This is a genomic window from Oceanicola sp. D3 (genome assembly GCF_006351965.1).
Taxonomy (GTDB): domain Bacteria; phylum Pseudomonadota; class Alphaproteobacteria; order Rhodobacterales; family Rhodobacteraceae; genus Vannielia.
Genome location: NZ_CP040932.1, coordinates 456,888 through 473,524, shown reverse-complemented (window position 1 = coordinate 473,524; position 16,637 = coordinate 456,888). Strand labels below are relative to the sequence as shown.

At 62.4% G+C, this 16,637-nt stretch carries 17 protein-coding genes; 3 read left to right on the top strand and 14 right to left on the bottom strand.

Annotated elements, in window-relative coordinates:
* A complete protein-coding gene (gene rpsS, locus FHY55_RS02410) occupies positions 1-279 on the bottom strand; it encodes a 30S ribosomal protein S19 (protein WP_140012671.1) in 279 nt (92 codons plus the stop codon).
* A gap of 3 nt (positions 280-282) precedes the next feature.
* Positions 283-1,125 (bottom strand): 50S ribosomal protein L2, encoded by an 843-nt coding sequence (gene rplB / locus FHY55_RS02405; RefSeq protein WP_140012670.1) that lies wholly within the window; start codon positions 1,123-1,125, stop codon positions 283-285.
* 309 nt (positions 1,126-1,434) lie between these two features.
* Here rplB and FHY55_RS02400 point away from each other — a divergent pair, with 309 nt between their 5' ends.
* Positions 1,435-2,142, top strand: a complete 708-nt coding sequence (locus FHY55_RS02400) for a hypothetical protein (protein WP_140012669.1) — start codon at positions 1,435-1,437, stop codon at positions 2,140-2,142.
* A 208-nt stretch (positions 2,143-2,350) separates the two neighbouring features.
* Here FHY55_RS02400 and FHY55_RS02395 read toward each other — a convergent pair whose 3' ends face one another.
* The 9 genes from FHY55_RS02395 to rpsL form a co-directional block, all read right to left on the bottom strand.
* A complete protein-coding gene (locus FHY55_RS02395) occupies positions 2,351-2,653 on the bottom strand; it encodes a hypothetical protein (RefSeq protein WP_140012668.1) in 303 nt (100 codons plus the stop codon).
* Positions 2,654-2,833: 180 nt separating this feature from the next.
* Positions 2,834-3,130 (bottom strand): 50S ribosomal protein L23, encoded by a 297-nt coding sequence (locus FHY55_RS02390; RefSeq protein ID WP_140012667.1) that lies wholly within the window; start codon positions 3,128-3,130, stop codon positions 2,834-2,836.
* Positions 3,127-3,747 carry a 50S ribosomal protein L4 gene (gene rplD, locus FHY55_RS02385; RefSeq protein WP_140012666.1) on the bottom strand — a complete coding sequence of 207 codons (621 nt, stop codon included), beginning with the start codon at positions 3,745-3,747 and terminating at the stop codon, positions 3,127-3,129. Before rplD ends, FHY55_RS02390 begins: the two co-directional genes overlap by 4 nt.
* A complete protein-coding gene (gene rplC, locus FHY55_RS02380) occupies positions 3,744-4,622 on the bottom strand; it encodes a 50S ribosomal protein L3 (RefSeq protein WP_140012665.1) in 879 nt (292 codons plus the stop codon). Before rplC ends, rplD begins: the two co-directional genes overlap by 4 nt.
* Before the next feature lie 14 nt (positions 4,623-4,636).
* A complete protein-coding gene (gene rpsJ / locus FHY55_RS02375) occupies positions 4,637-4,945 on the bottom strand; it encodes a 30S ribosomal protein S10 (RefSeq protein ID WP_140015970.1) in 309 nt (102 codons plus the stop codon).
* Between the two features lie 180 nt (positions 4,946-5,125).
* Positions 5,126-6,301 (bottom strand): elongation factor Tu, encoded by a 1,176-nt coding sequence (tuf, locus tag FHY55_RS02370; protein WP_140012664.1) that lies wholly within the window; start codon positions 6,299-6,301, stop codon positions 5,126-5,128.
* A 30-nt stretch (positions 6,302-6,331) separates the two neighbouring features.
* Positions 6,332-8,449 (bottom strand): elongation factor G, encoded by a 2,118-nt coding sequence (fusA, locus tag FHY55_RS02365; RefSeq protein ID WP_140012663.1) that lies wholly within the window; start codon positions 8,447-8,449, stop codon positions 6,332-6,334.
* Positions 8,450-8,479: 30 nt separating this feature from the next.
* Positions 8,480-8,950 (bottom strand): 30S ribosomal protein S7, encoded by a 471-nt coding sequence (rpsG, locus tag FHY55_RS02360; RefSeq protein ID WP_140012662.1) that lies wholly within the window; start codon positions 8,948-8,950, stop codon positions 8,480-8,482.
* Positions 8,951-8,962: 12 nt separating this feature from the next.
* A complete protein-coding gene (rpsL, locus tag FHY55_RS02355; protein WP_088665025.1) occupies positions 8,963-9,334 on the bottom strand; it encodes a 30S ribosomal protein S12 in 372 nt (123 codons plus the stop codon).
* Positions 9,335-9,709: 375 nt separating this feature from the next.
* Here rpsL and FHY55_RS02350 point away from each other — a divergent pair, with 375 nt between their 5' ends.
* Positions 9,710-10,567 (top strand): glycosyltransferase, encoded by an 858-nt coding sequence (locus FHY55_RS02350; protein WP_140012661.1) that lies wholly within the window; start codon positions 9,710-9,712, stop codon positions 10,565-10,567.
* Here FHY55_RS02350 and FHY55_RS02345 read toward each other — a convergent pair.
* Complete coding sequence (locus FHY55_RS02345; protein ID WP_140012660.1) at positions 10,500-11,405, bottom strand: DMT family transporter; 906 nt, start codon at positions 11,403-11,405, stop codon at positions 10,500-10,502. The two genes, FHY55_RS02350 and FHY55_RS02345, sit on opposite strands and share 68 nt — an antisense overlap.
* Before the next feature lie 61 nt (positions 11,406-11,466).
* Complete coding sequence (locus FHY55_RS02340; RefSeq protein WP_140012659.1) at positions 11,467-11,736, bottom strand: DksA/TraR family C4-type zinc finger protein; 270 nt, start codon at positions 11,734-11,736, stop codon at positions 11,467-11,469.
* A 169-nt stretch (positions 11,737-11,905) separates the two neighbouring features.
* Here FHY55_RS02340 and FHY55_RS02335 point away from each other — a divergent pair, with 169 nt between their 5' ends.
* Complete coding sequence (locus FHY55_RS02335) at positions 11,906-12,253, top strand: hypothetical protein (protein WP_140012658.1); 348 nt, start codon at positions 11,906-11,908, stop codon at positions 12,251-12,253.
* 80 nt (positions 12,254-12,333) lie between these two features.
* Here the strand turns inward: FHY55_RS02335 and rpoC are convergent, their stop codons facing one another.
* Positions 12,334-16,572 carry a DNA-directed RNA polymerase subunit beta' gene (rpoC, locus tag FHY55_RS02330; RefSeq protein WP_140012657.1) on the bottom strand — a complete coding sequence of 1,413 codons (4,239 nt, stop codon included), beginning with the start codon at positions 16,570-16,572 and terminating at the stop codon, positions 12,334-12,336.
* Positions 16,573-16,637: the final 65 nt, after the last annotated feature.

Below are 16,637 nucleotides of genomic sequence, written 5' to 3'. Positions count from 1 at the left end.
TTACTTCCTCTTCGCTTTCTTGTCTGCGGCGTGGCCGTAGTAGGTACGAGTCGGCGAATATTCACCGAACTTCTGGCCAATCATGTCCTCGGAAACGTTCACCGGGATATGCTTCTTGCCGTTGTAGACGCCAAAGGTGAGCCCCACGAACTGGGGCAGGATGGTGGAGCGGCGCGACCAGATCTTGATGACCTCGTTGCGACCCGATTCGCGGGATTTTTCGGCCTTCTTGAGGACATAGCTGTCAACAAACGGGCCTTTCCAAACAGAACGCGACATGTGTTAGCGACCCTTCTTCCTGGCGTGACGCGAGCGGATGATCAGCTTCTGCGACGCCTTGTTCTTGTCACGGGTGCGGCGACCCTTGGTGTCCTTGCCCCACGGAGTAACCGGGGTCCGGCCACCGGAGGTGCGGCCTTCACCACCACCATGCGGGTGGTCGATCGGGTTCATCGCAACGCCGCGAACAGAGGGGCGCTTGCCCATGTGACGGACGCGGCCAGCCTTGCCGAGGTTCTGGTTCGAGTTGTCGGGGTTGCTCACCGCGCCAACCGTGGCCATGCATTCCTGACGCACCAGACGAAGCTCGCCGGAGCTGAGGCGCACCTGCGCGTAGCCACCGTCACGGCCAACAAACTGGGCATAGGTGCCCGCGGCGCGTGCGATCTGGCCGCCCTTGCCGGGCTTCAGCTCAATGTTGTGAATGATCGTACCGATCGGCATGCCAATGAACTGCATCGCGTTGCCCGGCTTCACGTCGGCCTTGGCCGAAGAGACAACCGTGTCACCAACGGCGAGGCGCTGGGGGGCGAGGATGTAGGCCTGCTCACCATCCTGATATCGGATCAGGGCGATGAAGGCGGTGCGGTTGGGGTCGTATTCAATGCGCTCAACGGTCGCCGGAACGTCCATTTTCTTACGCTTGAAATCAACGATGCGGTAGAGACGCTTCGCGCCACCACCACGACGACGCGCGGTAATCCGTCCGGTGTTGTTCCGGCCGCCCTTCTTGGTCAGACCCTCGGTGAGGGATTTGACCGGACGTCCTTTCCACAGCTCCGAACGGTCGATCAGCACCAGCCCACGCTGGCCCGGCGTCGTCGGCTTATACGACTTGAGTGCCATGTTAACTGTCTTCCGTTTTCTGTGCGGGCGGCTTGCGCTGCCCTGATGTTTAAGGCCCCCGTAGGTGCCCGGGATGTGCTCCGCACTGGTCGCAACCGACCAAAAGCGAAGCCCCGGACGAATCCGGGGCTCTTGCGGATGCTTCCCTTTAAGGGCGGGGCCTCAGCCGGTCAAGGCCCGCAAGGGCATATTCGCCTGCCATGCGCGGGCTTTGCCAATCATTTTCCGGCAACCCGCCTTATTCTGGCCCGTCTCTGTCGCCTAATCTCCCGGTCGAAGGGAACAACCATAGGCAGAGGGGCCGCTTTTATGACGATCCGGACCATTGAGGACGCGGGTAAACATCAGTTCGTCGTGGGTATTCGCCAATCCGGCTTTTGGCCGCGCACGCAGGCCTTCCGCCTGATGGACGACCTCGAAGCCGCGCTTCCGGTTCTGCATCGCGCATTGGACGCCGCCAACCACTATTACTTTGCCCTCGATCCCACCGACGGGGCCTGGCGCGAAGAGGATAGCGCCTTCGATCCTTGGGCCAGCCCCCACAGCCTCGCCATCTGGAAGCGCCTCGCCCGCACGCGTGACCTGCACGCGCGGCTTGAGGCCTGGCTGCTGGAAGTGGAACGGATGATGGCCTTCTCGCTCTTCGACGGGATGTATGAGAGCGAAACCTGCCATTTCTGCGAGCCGCTCATTTCCACCCTCGCGCTATCCAACCCGCGCTTCGTGCCCCATTACGCGCGTTTCATGCGCCATTGGGATATGTCGCGCGAGCAACGCCAACGCGACACGATCGACCAGATCGTGCGCCGCCACGGGATCACCCCGGAAACCGAAGATCTGCTCTTCACCCGCGTCGTCCAGGCCCCCGGCAAAACCGGCGAGGCTCAAGTGGAAGGTTTGATGGACGTGCTCAACCGCGCCTACGGCGACTTCATGACCTCGCCGCTCTACCGCCGGATCTTCGACGCGCTCAACCCGCCGGAACCTGCGGAAGCCCCCCTGCCCTCCGCTGCCTGAGGGCACGGCAAAGCGAGGGCCGCGCGCGGGTATCCCCCGCGCTGCGGCCACCGGTGATGTCATGCGCGGTCAAGAACGGCCCGCGAGGTTGAAAACCGGCAAGAAGTCTCTGTCCGGTGCAACACCACAGGCGCCCGGCTCACGGCCCGGCATTGATGCGTGATAGCTTGGGCTTCGCCGGTCTCACCCTCGCCGCAGCCCGGCAAGGTCAGCCGCCGAGCAACCGCTTGAGAAGCGACCGGCGTGGCGCTGGTATGGTCTCGACAGGGGCGGGGCTCGCCTCTTCAGCCGGCGGTCGCTGGCTGGCACTGGGGCCGGGCATCGGCGGGCGCTTTGGGGTGATCGGGGCGGCGGGCGCCACCTCCGGCTCCGCTGCCGCTGCCGCTGCCGCCTCTGCCGCAGCCCGCGCCGCAGCCTCCTCGGCCAGCAGCTCTTCAATCGTCTGGTTGGTCACCGCCGTGGCTACCTTGCTTGGCTTGCCCTTGATCGGCTCCCTGCGCAAATATTCCATGGTTCAAACCTCCAGCACAGACAAAATTCTCTACGTAACAGGCCTCAACCTGCCACCAGAATTGGGCGACCTTACGTAAACTTTGTGAAAATACAGGCCGCGCACCGCGCAACAAAAAAGGCCCCGCGCTTGGCAGGGCCTTTTCAAATTCATACGGCGGGGGCTAACCCACCAGCCGGATCAGAGCCCGGTGGACACGTCGATCGTGTTGCCCTCTTCGAGGGTCACATAGGCCTTCTTGACGTCCTTGCGCTTGCCAGGCTGGCCGCGGAAGCGCTTGGTCTTGCCCTTGGTGATGGTCGTGTTCACGGCCTTCACCTTCACACCGAAGAGGCTTTCGACGGCCTCCTTGATCTGCGGCTTGTTGGCGTCAATGGCGACCTCGAAAACCACGCCGTTCGCCTCGGAGGCCATGGTGGCCTTCTCGGTGATGACGGGCTTCACGATCACGTCGTAATGTTCTGCCTTGGCACTCATTTCAGTCGAGCCTCCAGAGCTTCGACACCCGCCTTCGTCAGAACGAGGGTATCACGCTTCAAGATGTCATAGACGTTGGCACCCATGGAGGGCAGCACGTCCAGACCGTCGATGTTGGCGGAGGCGCGGAGGAAGTTCTCGTTCACCTCGGCTCCGTCGATCACCAGCGCCTTCTTCCAGCCCAGCTCTTTGAACTGCTTGGCCAGCTGACCGGTCTTGGCTTCGGCCATGTTGGCGTCTTCCAGGATCACCAGCTTGCCCTCTTGCGCCTTGGCGCTCAGGGCGTGCTTCAGGCCGAGGGCGCGGATCTTCTTGGGAAGATCGTGGCCGTGGCTGCGCGGGGTCGGACCCTTGTAGATACCACCCTTGCGGAAGATCGGCGCGTTGCGGTCACCGTGGCGTGCGCCGCCGGTGCCCTTCTGGCGATAGATCTTCTTGGTGGAGTAGCTCGTTTCCGAACGGGTCTTCACCTTGTGCGTGCCGGCCTGCGCTTTGTTGCGCTGCCAACGGACGACGCGGTGCAGGATGTCGGCGCGGGGCTCGAGGCCAAAGACCTCTTCGCCCAGATCGACCGACCCGGCTTTGCCGCCGTCGAGTTTGATCACGTCGAGTTTCATTCGTCGCCATCCTTCTTCTCTTCGGCCGCGGGGGCGTCGCCCTCTTCGGCCTTGTCGGCGTCAATCGAAGCCTCTGCCTCTTGCAGCGCGGCGGCTTCAGCGGCGGCGGCCTCTTCGGCCAGGCGCTTCTCTTCGGCCTCGGCTTCGGCAGCAGCGGCGGCAGCGGCTTCTTCAGCGGCCTTCGCGGCTTCCTCGGCGGCGGACTTCAGAGCAGCAGGCAGAATGGCGTTCTCGGGGAACGGCTTCTTCACCGCATCCTTGATCGTCACCCAGCCACCCTTGGAGCCCGGCACCGCGCCTTTGACCATGATAAGGCCACGGTCGCTGTCGGTGCGGACAACCTGCAGGTTCTGCGTGGTCACGCGGGCGGCACCCATGTGACCGGCCATCTTCTTGCCTTTGAACACGCGGCCCGGATCCTGACACTGGCCGGTGGAGCCGTGCGAACGGTGAGAGATCGACACACCGTGGGTGGCGCGCAGGCCCCCGAAGTTGTGCCGCTTCATCGCACCGGCAAAGCCTTTACCGATCGAGGTGCCGGAGACGTCCACGAACTGACCTTCAAAGTAGTGGTCGGCGGTGATTTCCTCGCCCACTTCGATCAGGTTCTCGGGGTCCACGCGGAACTCGGCGAGCTTGCGCTTGGGCGCAACCTTGGCCGCCGTGAACACACCGCGCATCGGCGCGGAGGTCCGCTTGGCCTTGGCCGAGCCAGCGCCGAGCTGAACAGCAGAGTAGCCGTCGGTCTCGGCGGTGCGCTTGGCCACCACCTGCAATGCGTCAAGCTGCAGAACCGTCACCGGAATCTGCTTGCCGTCTTCCATGAAAAGCCGGGTCATGCCGACCTTCTTTGCGATCACTCCAGAGCGCAACATACCAATGCCCTCCCTTAGACCGAAATCTGAACGTCCACGCCCGCAGCGAGGTCGAGCTTCATGAGCGCGTCCACGGTCTGGGGGGTGGGGTCAATGATGTCGAGCAGACGCTTGTGGGTACGGATCTCCCACTGGTCACGGCTCTTCTTGTCGATGTGCGGGCCGCGCAGAACGGTGAACTTCTCGATCTTGTTCGGCAGCGGGATGGGCCCGCGCACCTGCGCGCCGGTCCGCTTGGCGGTCGCAACGATTTCCTGAGTGCTGGCGTCCAGCACGCGGTAATCGAACGCCTTCAGGCGGATCCGGATATTTTGGCTTTGAATGGCCATTTTTGCGTTCCTTTACGATTGAGAGGAGGGGCGATTGAGGCCGCCCCTCTTCGAACCGGTTTCAATGTTGCCGGCGGTTGTACCCGCCGGCGCTCTTTCTCGACTGAGTGGCTCTCATCGGCTTTCACTGAAAACCGACTGCCGCCACCAGGCGCGTTTGCGTGCAAACGCGCCTTACTCGATGATCTTGGAGACCACGCCGGCGCCGACGGTGCGGCCGCCTTCGCGGATGGCGAAGCGCAGGCCGTCTTCCATGGCGATCGGGGCGATCAGCTCAACCGTGAACGACACGTTGTCGCCCGGCATCACCATCTCGGTGCCCTCTTTCAGGGTCACCGTCCCGGTCACGTCCGTCGTGCGGAAGTAGAACTGCGGGCGGTAGTTGGCGAAGAACGGGGTGTGACGGCCACCTTCCTCTTTGGTGAGGATGTAGGCTTCGGCTTCGAACTTCGTGTGCGGCGTCACCGAACCCGGCTTGCAGAGCACCTGGCCCCGCTCAACGGCTTCACGGTCGATACCACGCAGCAGCGCACCGATGTTGTCGCCAGCTTCACCACGATCCAGCAGCTTGCGGAACATTTCCACGCCCGTGCAGGTCGTCTTCTGGGTGTCCTTGATGCCGACGATCTCGATTTCGTCGCCCACGTTGATCACGCCGCGCTCGACACGACCGGTCACAACCGTACCGCGACCGGAGATCGAGAACACGTCCTCGACCGGCATCAGGAACGGCTGGTCCACGGCGCGCTCGGGCGTCGGGATGTACTCGTCAACGGCAGCCATCAGCTCCTTGATCTTCTCTTCGCCGATCTCGGGCTTGTTGCCCTCCATCGCCGCCAGAGCCGAACCCGCGATGATCGGGATATCGTCGCCGGGGAAGTCGTAGGACGACAGAAGCTCACGCACTTCCATCTCGACGAGCTCCAGAAGCTCCTCGTCGTCCACCTGGTCGACCTTGTTCATGAACACGACCATGGCCGGGATGCCAACCTGACGGCCGAGCAGGATGTGCTCGCGGGTCTGGGGCATGGGGCCGTCAGCGGCGTTCACCACCAGGATCGCGCCGTCCATCTGGGCGGCACCGGTGATCATGTTCTTCACGTAGTCGGCGTGGCCGGGGCAGTCGACGTGGGCGTAGTGACGCGCCTCGGTCTCATACTCCACGTGCGCCGTCGAGATGGTGATCCCGCGGGCCTTCTCTTCCGGCGCGCCGTCGATCTGGTCGTAGGCTTTGAAGTCGCCGAAATACTTGGTGATCGCAGCCGTCAGCGTCGTCTTGCCGTGGTCAACGTGACCGATCGTGCCGATGTTCACGTGCGGCTTGTTACGTTCAAACTTTTCCTTAGCCATGATGGCCTCCTTGTCTCTGGGGGCGGTCGCTTACGCGAATTTCGCCTGGATTTCTTCGCTGATGTTCTGCGGCACCGGCTCGTAGTGGTCGAACAACATGGTGAAGTTCGCCCGGCCCGAGGACATGGAGCGCAGGTTGTTGATGTAGCCGAACATGTTGGCCAGCGGCACGAAGGCGTCGATGGCGATCGCGTTGCCACGGTTCTCCTGACCCTGCACCTGACCGCGACGGGAGGTGAGATCACCGATGATGTTGCCGGTGTATTCTTCCGGCGTGATCACTTCGACCTTCATGATCGGCTCGAGCAGCTTGGCGCCGGCTTTCTTCATGCCTTCGCGCATGCCCATGCGGGCGGCGATTTCGAAGGCCAGAACGCTGGAGTCAACATCGTGGAACTTACCGTCGATCAGCGCAACCTTGAAGTCGATCACCGGGAAGCCTGCCAGCGGACCGGAGTCCATGACCGACTTGATGCCCTTTTCGACGCCGGGGATGTATTCCTTCGGCACCGCACCGCCAACGATCTTGGACTCGAAGGAGTAGCCTTCGCCCGGCTCGGTTGGCGAGATGACCATTTTGACTTCGGCGAACTGACCCGAACCACCCGACTGCTTCTTGTGGGTGTAGGTGTGCTCGACCTCGTGACCGATGGTCTCGCGGTAAGCCACCTGGGGGGCACCGATGTTGGCCTCAACCTTGAATTCGCGCTTGAGGCGGTCAACGAGGATGTCGAGGTGAAGTTCGCCCATGCCCTTCATGATGGTCTGACCGCTCTCGAGGTCAGTTTCCACGCGGAAGGACGGGTCTTCAGCGGCCAGACGGGCAAGACCCTGAGACATCTTCTCCTGGTCGGCCTTCGTCTTGGGCTCAACGGCGATCTCGATGACCGGATCGGGGAAGGTCATGGTTTCCAGAACCACCGGTGCGTTGGCGGCACAGAGCGTGTCACCCGTGGTGGTGTCTTTCAGACCGGCCAGCGCGATGATGTCGCCGGCAAATGCCTCTTCGATCTCTTCGCGGTTGTTCGAGTGCATCATCATCATCCGACCGATGCGCTCTTTCTTGCCCTTGGTCGAGTTCAGGATGCTGTCACCCTTGTTCATCTTGCCCGAGTAGATCCGGGTAAAGGTGAGCGAGCCGACGAAGGGGTCGTTCATGATTTTGAACGCGAGGCCGGCGAAGGGCATGTCGTCATCCGCGCGGCGCGCGATGTCGCGGGTTTCGGTCTCATCGTCCGGCGCAAAGCCCATGTAGTCGACCACGTCGAGCGGGCTCGGCAGGTAGTCGATCACGGCGTTGAGCAGGGGCTGAACACCCTTGTTCTTGAAGGCGGAGCCGCCCAGCACCGGCACGAAGTGCAGCGCGAGGGTGCCCTTGCGCAGCAGGGCGCGCAGGGTTGCGATGTCGGGCTCGTTGCCTTCGAGGTATTCCATCATGGCGTCGTCGTCTTCTTCGACGGCAGCCTCGATCATCTTGCCACGCCACTCGTCGGCCATGTCCTTGAGGCTGTCGCGGATCGGGGCCTTGATCCAGGATGCACCCAGATCTTCGCCCTGCCACAGCCACTCTTCCATGGTCACGAGGTCGATCAGACCTTCGAGCTCGTTCTCGGCCCCGATCGGAATGCCAACCGGCACGGCGCGGGCGCCGGTGCGGTCTTCGATCATGCGCACGCAGTTGAAGAAGTCAGCGCCGATCTTGTCCATCTTGTTGACGAACACCATCCGCGGAACCTTGTAGCGGTCAGCCTGACGCCACACGGTTTCGGTCTGGGGCTCCACACCGGCGTTGGCGTCGAGCACACAAACGGCACCGTCGAGCACGGCCAGCGAACGCTCGACTTCGATGGTGAAGTCAACGTGGCCGGGGGTGTCGATGATGTTCAGGCGGTGCTTTTCGGAGTCGGGCTCGGTGCCGTTCTCGGTGCGCTCCCAGAAGGTGGTGGTCGCAGCCGAGGTGATGGTGATCCCGCGTTCCTGCTCCTGCTCCATCCAGTCCATCGTGGCTGCACCATCGTGCACCTCACCGATGTTGTGGCTTTTGCCGGTGTAGAACAGGATCCGCTCGGAGCAAGTGGTCTTGCCGGCGTCGATGTGCGCCATGATGCCGAAGTTGCGGTATCGGTCGAGGGGGTAGTCGCGGGCCATTGGAGTGTGTCCTCAGGTGTGAGTCTTGGGTTACCAGCGGTAGTGGCTGAATGCCTTGTTGGCATCGGCCATCTTGTGGGTGTCTTCACGCTTCTTCACGGCGGTGCCACGAGATTGAACAGCGTCGATCAGCTCACCGGCCAGACGCTCCTCCATGGTGTTCTCGTTGCGGGCGCGCGAAGCGGTGATGAGCCAGCGGATCGCGAGAGCTTCGCGGCGCTCGGGGCGCACTTCGACGGGCACCTGATAGGTGGCACCACCAACCCGGCGGGAACGAACCTCAACCGACGGCTTGATGTTGTCGAGGGCCTCTTCGAACACCTCGATGGGCGCGCGCTTCAGCTTGGTCTCAACCCGGTCCAGCGCGTTGTAAACGATGCGCTCGGCGACGGATTTCTTGCCGTCAACCATCAGGTTGTTCATGAATTTCGTCAGAACCTTATCGCCGTATTTGGCGTCGGGCAGGACTTCGCGCTTCTCGGCAGCGTGACGACGGGACATTGCAAATTCCTCTTACTTCGGACGCTTGGCGCCGTACTTCGAACGGCGCTGCTTGCGGTCTTTGACGCCCTGGGTGTCGAGCACCCCGCGCAGGATGTGATAGCGAACGCCGGGAAGGTCTTTCACACGGCCGCCACGGATCAGAACCACGGAGTGCTCCTGAAGGTTGTGACTTTCACCGGGGATGTAGCTGATGACCTCGAAACCATTGGTCAGGCGCACCTTGGCAACCTTCCGCATGGCCGAGTTCGGCTTCTTCGGCGTGGTGGTGTAGACGCGGGTGCAGACACCACGCTTCTGCGGGCACCCTTCAAGGTGCATCGACTTGGATCGTTTGACTTTGGGCTGCCGCGGCTTGCGGATCAGCTGTTGGATCGTCGGCATTCCGGTTTTCCCCGTCTCGCTCGTTCGTTCATCTAAGGCGCGGGCTGTGCACCGCCCGGCGCCGGTTCAGGTCTTGCGCGAGTGGCGGAATGCCAAACGCAAATACCGCTCCCGTTTCCAAACTCGGAAACGACGCGGTGGAATCTCAGAGGATCGAGGCACTTCCTGCCTGGATCGTGGCCACTTCGATTTTGATACGCAGACACAACTGGGGCAGGCCCCGGGTGTCCCGTGTGCGCGGCGTATAGGGGGAGTCGCGGTGCCTGTCAACACCTGCCCGCCTTGCATGAGCGGCTCTGGGGATATACGCGGCGCCGTACCCGCACCCTTGCCACACCGCTGCCCGCCCCCTAGCCTGCCGCCGGGGCAGCGCTCATAAGATCAAGGACCAGTAACATCGTACAGATTCTCGGACTCTGCCGGTTCTCCTACCCCTGTTACGGGGGGTTCCGGCGCGAGCATGAAACCATCCAGCACCGGATAGACTTTCTCTACGGCGAAGAACGGCTGGAAGAGCGGTTTCGCTACTTCGAAACCTTCACCCTGCCCGGCCTTCGGCTGCAAACCGACGAGGACTTCAAGTTCGTCGTGCTTGCCGGCAACCAGCTGCCCAAGGCCTATGACGAGCGCCTCAAGGATATGCTCGCTACATTGCCGCAGGCCCGGCTGGTGCAATACGAGCCGCTCAACCACCGCGAGGCCTGTCTCAAGGCGATGCAGGAGCATATCGACCCTAAGGGCGGCGTTTGCGGGCAGTTCCGGCTCGATGACGATGACGGCGTGAGCTACCGCTTCGTCGAGCGCTTCCGCGAGGCCTTCGATGACGGGCATGAGGTGATGAAACGCGAGCACAAGTTCGCCGTGGATTTCAACCAGGGCTATACCGTCTGCATCGACGAAGAGGGCATCCGCGCCTGCGCCCAGCAGCGGCAATACTGGACTCCCGCGCTCGGCGTTTACATCCGCCCGCATATCGACAAGACGGTTGTCCACTTTCGGCACGATACGATCTGGCGGCAGATGACGACGCTCACCTACACCAGCGAAGACATGTTCGTGCGCGGGCTGAACTCCACCAACGGCACCCCCTTCAAAAAGAAGGACTTCGAAGAGATGGTGCCTATCGAAGGCGCGGTGGCCCGGGCGCTGTCGAAGAATTTCGGGATCACCGAGGAGGCGCTCGCGAAATTTCACGCCGCCGAATCGCAAGCCTCCGCTCGCGCAGGTAGGTAAAGAGCCCGGCGGCGATGACGATGGCCGAGCCCGCAAGCGTGAGCGGGCCGGGGAAGTCGCCAAAGGCCAGCAGGCCCAGCACCAGCGCCCAGAGCAGGCCGGTGTAGCGGAAGGGCGCAACGAAGCCCATGTCGCCCACCCGCACGGCTGTGACCGAAAAGAGGTAGGCAAACAGGATCGAAATCACCGATCCGCCGAGGGCCAGCGCATTGCTGGCAGAGACCGGGGCCCAAGGCTCGAACAAGGCCGCAATCCCCGCCGCCGTGCCCACTGAAAAGCCGGTAACCGTGGCCACGGTCAGTGAGTGCAGCGCGCCGCTCATCTTGCGGGTCAGCACGTCACGCGCCACCACGGCCACCACCGCCGCCAAGGCCCAGATCGAATAGCTGGTAAAACCCTCGCCGCCCGGCTGCACGATCAGCAGCACCCCGAGGAAGCCCACCAGAATCGCCGACATCCGCCAAATTCCTATGGCCTCGCCAAAAAACAGTGCGCCCGCCAGAGTCACCATCAGCGGCGCGGCCTGCAGGATCGCCGTCGCGTTGGCCAGCGGCATGTTGTAGAGCGCGGTGAGGAAGAACAGCGCGGCGAAAATTTCGCTCAGGCTGCGCAGCACCAGCAGCCACCCGTCGCCACGGCTGAGCCGAAACCGCAACGCCCCCCGCCACCACGCGAGCAGCCCCAAAAGCGGCGTCACCGCAAGCCCGCGCAAGAACACCGTTTGCATCAGCGGCAAGTCGTCAGACAGCGATTTGACGAAGGTGTCGTTGATGGTGAAGGCCGCCATCGAAGCGGTCATCAGCACCGCGCCACGCAGGTTTTCGGAAAGTTCGGCCATGGCGCAAGCGGTAGGCCGATTATGTGACTGGCGCAAGTATTGTGGCCCGCCTGCAAGCCCCCTACTTCAGTTGGCTGTCCTTGGAGCCGCGCCGGTTGATGCCGCCCCGCGCCTTGAACTGCCCGTCGCGCTCCTGCTGGCAGTCGATGCAGAGCTTTACCCCCGGAATGGCCGCGCGGCGCTTTTCGGGGATCGGCTCTTCGCATTCGGCGCAATGGGTCAGGCTCTCGCCCTGCGGCCCGCTCCGGGCACGCATGCGCTGCAACTCATCGCTGATCGAGGCTTCGATCTGCTCGCTCACCGCCCCGTCTTTGGCCCATCCACCAGCCACGTCGAAACCTCCGCTTTGCCTACCTTCTGTGCAAAATCTGTCGTTACGTAAACTTTCTGCCGCTTTTCACGCCGGGATCGCCGGGTTTCTCTGGATTTCCCCACGCGAAGCAGTAATCCTGCCAACCGTAACAAGTGTCTCGGTCCATTTCTACCTGAGGAAAGAGCACTTGAGCGAAGCATATTACAATCTCGACGGATCAACACGTAAGCGGCCATGGTGGCAAGTCTACCGGATGCCCTTTCAGTGGAAGGCGATCTTTTTCATCGCGGCACTTGCCGGCGTGGTTCTCTACCTGATGGAGCCGGGCAGCCGGGATGTGGCGGTGCATGAGAAGCAGGCCATCACGGCGCTGACGGTGTCGCTGCTTGTTTCGGTGCTGCTTTCGGCGCTGGCTGGCATGCTGCATCGCGGGCGGCAGTTTCGGGCCGGGGCGCTGATGCTGGTGGCCACGCTGCTGATGAACGCGGCGCTCTTTGCCGCCTATTCCAGCGCCTTCCACCTCTTCGGCTTCTGATCTCCGCTTCTGATACCAAGTAGCAAAAAGGGCCCCGCACTTCTGCGGGGCCCTTTTGTTTTAGTTGCGAAAACCGGCGCTTACCGGCTCTCGGGCGTTTCCACCAGCGTGTCAAACTCGTCGCCACCCACGATGTCGTCGTCCATCGGGGCTGCCAGCGCCGCCGCGGCTTCCGCCTCGGCCTGACGCGCGTCGATCACCTTCTGGTCGCGCTCGGTGGCGATGCGGCGCACCTTCTGGGTCGCACCACCGGTGCCCGCCGGGATCAGGCGGCCCACGATGATGTTTTCCTTCAGGCCCACGAGCTTGTCGCGCTTGCCCTGCACCGAAGCCTCGGTGAGCACACGAGTCGTTTCCTGGAACGAGGCCGCCGAAACGAAGCTGCGGGTTTGCAGCGACGCCTTGGTGATCCCGAGCAGGATCGGCTCGCCCTGAGCTTGGCGCCCGCCCTTCGACACGGCCTTCTCGTTGGCAGCGTCAAACTCGGCCTTGTCCACATGCTCGCCCTTCAGCAGCGTGGTGTCGCCGCTGTCGAGGATCTCCCACTTCTGGAGCATCTGCCGAACGATAACCTCGATGTGCTTGTCGTTAATCTTCACGCCCTGAAGGCGATAAACGTCCTGCACCTCGTCGATCATGTATTCGGCCAGCGCTTCGACACCCATGATGGACAAGATGTCATGCGGCGCCGGGTTGCCGTCCATGATGTAGTCACCCTTCTGCACGAAGTCGCCTTCCTGCACCGGGATGTGCTTGCCCTTGGGCACCATGTATTCGATCGGCTCAAGGCTGTCGTCACCCGGCACAATGGAGATCCGGCGCTTGTTCTTGTAGTCGCGCCCGAACTTCACGTAGCCGTCGGCCTCGGCGATGATCGCGTGGTCCTTGGGACGACGTGCTTCGAAGAGTTCAGCCACACGCGGCAGACCACCGGTGATGTCCTTCGTCTTCGCGCCTTCCCGCGGGATACGTGCAACCACGTCACCCTGTTTGACCTCATCACCATCTTCAACCGACAGAACCGCATCAACCGACATCGGGTAGGTCACCGGGTTGCCCGCATCGTTGCGCACGGGCTCGCCGTCTTCACCCACCACAAGGATCTCGGGCTTGAGCTCGTTGCCCTTGGGTGCGGTGCGCCAGTCGATCACGATCTTCTGGGTCATGCCGGTGGCGTCGTCGGTCTCGTCTTTCACGGCAATGCCGGTCGTGAGGTCGACAAACTTGGCGGTACCGGCCTTCTCGGCGATGATCGGCAGGGTGTAGGGATCCCACTCATAGAGCTTGTCGCCGCGGGCAACCTTCTGGCCGTCGGTCACGAAGACCTTGGAACCATAGGTCACCTTGTGGCTGGCGCGCTCGGTGCCGTTCGCGTCGATGATCGCAAGGATCATGTTGCGGCCCATCACGATCTGCTCGCCTGCCTCGTTCTTGAGGAGGGTCGCATTGCGCAGCTCCACGGTGCCCTCTTGCGAGGCCTCCTGGAACGATTGCTGACCACCCTGAGCAACGCCGCCGATGTGGAAGGTCCGCATCGTCAGCTGGGTGCCGGGCTCACCGATCGACTGCGCGGCTATGATGCCGACAGCCTCGCCGGTGTTGACCATGGTGCCGCGGGCAAGGTCGCGCCCGTAGCAGTTGGCGCAGACGCCCTCTTCGGCCTCACAGGTCAGCGGCGAGCGCATACGCACGGTCGCCACATTGGCCTGCTCAACCATATCGGCCTTGCGCTCGTCGATCAGTTCGTTGCGGGCCACCAGCACCTCGTCGGTGCCGGGGTGCACGATATCCTCTGCCGCAACACGGCCCAGAATACGCTCGGCCAGCGAGCTCACCACTTCACCGTCGTTGACGGCGGCAGCAGCGGTGATTGCCCGCTCGGTGCCACAGTCGTGCTGACGGATGATGCAGTCCTGCGCCACGTCCACCAGACGGCGGGTCAGGTAACCCGAGTTCGCCGTCTTCAGAGCGGTATCCGAAAGGCCCTTACGCGCACCGTGGGTGGAGTTGAAGTACTCCAGCACGGTCAGACCTTCCTTAAAGTTCGAGATGATCGGCGTCTCGATGATCTCGCCCGAAGGCTTGGCCATCAGGCCGCGCATCCCGCCCAGCTGCTTCATCTGCGTAACCGAGCCACGGGCACCGGAGTGGGCCATCATGTACACGCTGTTGGGCTCCGCCTCAGCGCCATTCTCATCGCGCTTGTTGGCCGAGATCGTGTCCATCATGGCGTCGGTGACGCGGTCGTTACACTTGGACCATGCATCGACAACCTTGTTGTACTTTTCGCCCTGAGTGATCAGGCCGTCCATGTACTGCTGTTCGAAGTCCTTCACCTGCTCGCGGGTGTCGTCCACGATGGTCCACTTGTTGTCGGGGATCACCATGTCGTCCTTGCCGAACGAGATACCGGCGCGGAAGGCCTCCTTGAAGCCCATGCTCATGATCTGGTCACAGAAGATAACCGACTCTTTCTGCCCGCAATAGCGGTAGACGGTGTCGATGACCTGCTGCACCTCTTTCTTCCGAAGGAGGCGGTTGACCAGCTCAAACGGAGCCTTGGCGTTGAGCGGCAGCAGCGCACCAAGGCGCACGCGGCCCGGCGTGGTTTCAAACCGCTGGAACACTTCCTGACCTTCATGGTCGATCTGCTTCACACGGGCCTGGATCTTGGAGTGCAGGTGCACCTCGCCAGCGTTCAGCGCGTGCTCCACCTCTTCGACCGAACCGAAGACCATGCCTTCGCCCTTCATGCCTTCGCGCTCCATCGTGATGTAATAGAGGCCAAGGATCATATCCTGCGAGGGCACGATGATCGGCGCGCCGTTGGCAGGGGAGAGGACGTTGTTGGTCGACATCATCAGCACGCGGGCTTCAAGCTGGGCTTCCAGCGAGAGCGGCACGTGCACGGCCATCTGGTCGCCGTCGAAGTCGGCGTTGAAGGCCGAGCAGACGAGCGGGTGCAGCTGAATGGCCTTGCCTTCGATCAGCTGGGGTTCAAACGCCTGAATGCCAAGACGGTGAAGCGTGGGCGCACGGTTCAACAGAACCGGGTGCTCGCGGATCACCTCGTCGAGGATATCCCACACCTCGGGGCGCTCTTTTTCCACCAGCTTCTTCGCCTGCTTCACGGTGCTGGAAAGGCCCTTGGCCTCCAGCCGCGAGTAGATGAAGGGCTTGAAGAGTTCGAGCGCCATCTTCTTGGGCAGGCCACACTGGTGCAGCTTCAGCTCGGGGCCGGTCACAATCACCGAACGACCCGAGAAGTCGACGCGCTTACCCAGAAGGTTCTGGCGGAAGCGGCCCTGCTTGCCCTTGAGCATGTCAGAGAGCGACTTCAGCGGACGCTTGTTCGCACCGGTGATGGTGCGGCCACGGCGGCCGTTGTCGAAGAGCGCGTCAACCGACTCCTGCAGCATCCGCTTTTCGTTGCGGATGATGATGTCGGGCGCACGCAGCTCGATCAGGCGCTTCAGACGGTTGTTCCTGTTGATGACCCGGCGATACAGATCGTTCAGGTCCGAGGTCGCAAAGCGGCCACCGTCCAGCGGCACCAGCGGGCGCAGCTCGGGCGGGATCACCGGGATCACGGTCAGCACCATCCACTCGGGGCGGTTGCCGGATTCGAGGAAGCTCTCAACGATCTTCAGACGCTTGATGATCTTCTTGGGCTTCAGCTCGCCGGTCGCCTCTTTCAGGTCGGCGCGCAGCTGTTCGGCTTCGCCCTCAAGGTCGATCTGGCTGAGCATCTCGCGGATCGCCTCGGCGCCGATGTTCGCCGAGAAGGCGTCCATCCCGTAAGCGTCCTGCGCATCCATGAACTCCTCTTCGGTCATCAGCTGACCGTAGGTGAGGTCCGTCAGGCCCGGCTCGATCACCACGTAGTTCTCGAAGTAGAGAATACGCTCGAGGTCACGCAGGGTCATGTCCAGCATGAGGCCGATCCGGCTGGGGAGCGACTTTAGAAACCAGATGTGCGCAACCGGCGCGGCCAGCTCGATGTGGCCCATGCGCTCACGGCGAACCTTTTGGAGCGTGACTTCCACACCGCATTTCTCGCAGACAACGCCGCGATACTTCATCCGCTTGTACTTGCCGCAAAGGCACTCGTAGTCCTTGATCGGGCCAAAGATACGGGCGCAGAACAGGCCGTCGCGCTCGGGCTTGAAGGTCCGGTAGTTGATCGTCTCGGGTTTCTTGATCTCACCGAAAGACCAAGAGAGGATCCGCTCCGGCGAAGCGAGCGAGACCTTGATCTCGTCAAACACCTTCGGCGGGGTGAGCGGGTTGAACGGGTTGTTCGTCAGTTCCTGGTTCATCTTGAATTCCTCAAAGTTGTGCAGATGGGAGAGGCGGACGCGCCTTGAGAGCGCGTCCGTCGCGG

Bases quoted from the DNA above. Each gene is read 5' to 3' on its own strand.
- FHY55_RS02395 (WP_140012668.1), bottom strand. From the start codon at position 2,653: ATGGAATATTTGCGCAGGGAGCCGATCAAGGGCAAGCCAAGCAAGGTA.
- rpsG (WP_140012662.1), bottom strand. From the start codon at position 8,950: ATGTCCCGTCGTCACGCTGCCGAGAAGCGCGAAGTCCTGCCCGACGCC.
- rpsS (WP_140012671.1), bottom strand. From the start codon at position 279: ATGTCGCGTTCTGTTTGGAAAGGCCCGTTTGTTGACAGCTATGTCCTC.
- rplD (WP_140012666.1), bottom strand. From the start codon at position 3,747: ATGAAACTCGACGTGATCAAACTCGACGGCGGCAAAGCCGGGTCGGTC.
- rplC (WP_140012665.1), bottom strand. From the start codon at position 4,622: ATGTTGCGCTCTGGAGTGATCGCAAAGAAGGTCGGCATGACCCGGCTT.
- rpoC (WP_140012657.1), bottom strand. From the start codon at position 16,572: ATGAACCAGGAACTGACGAACAACCCGTTCAACCCGCTCACCCCGCCG.
- FHY55_RS02345 (WP_140012660.1), bottom strand. From the start codon at position 11,405: ATGGCCGAACTTTCCGAAAACCTGCGTGGCGCGGTGCTGATGACCGCT.
- rplB (WP_140012670.1), bottom strand. From the start codon at position 1,125: ATGGCACTCAAGTCGTATAAGCCGACGACGCCGGGCCAGCGTGGGCTG.
- tuf (WP_140012664.1), bottom strand. From the start codon at position 6,301: ATGGCTAAGGAAAAGTTTGAACGTAACAAGCCGCACGTGAACATCGGC.
- fusA (WP_140012663.1), bottom strand. From the start codon at position 8,449: ATGGCCCGCGACTACCCCCTCGACCGATACCGCAACTTCGGCATCATG.
- FHY55_RS02400 (WP_140012669.1), top strand. From the start codon at position 1,435: ATGACGATCCGGACCATTGAGGACGCGGGTAAACATCAGTTCGTCGTG.
- FHY55_RS02390 (WP_140012667.1), bottom strand. From the start codon at position 3,130: ATGAGTGCCAAGGCAGAACATTACGACGTGATCGTGAAGCCCGTCATC.
- rpsL (WP_088665025.1), bottom strand. From the start codon at position 9,334: ATGCCGACGATCCAACAGCTGATCCGCAAGCCGCGGCAGCCCAAAGTC.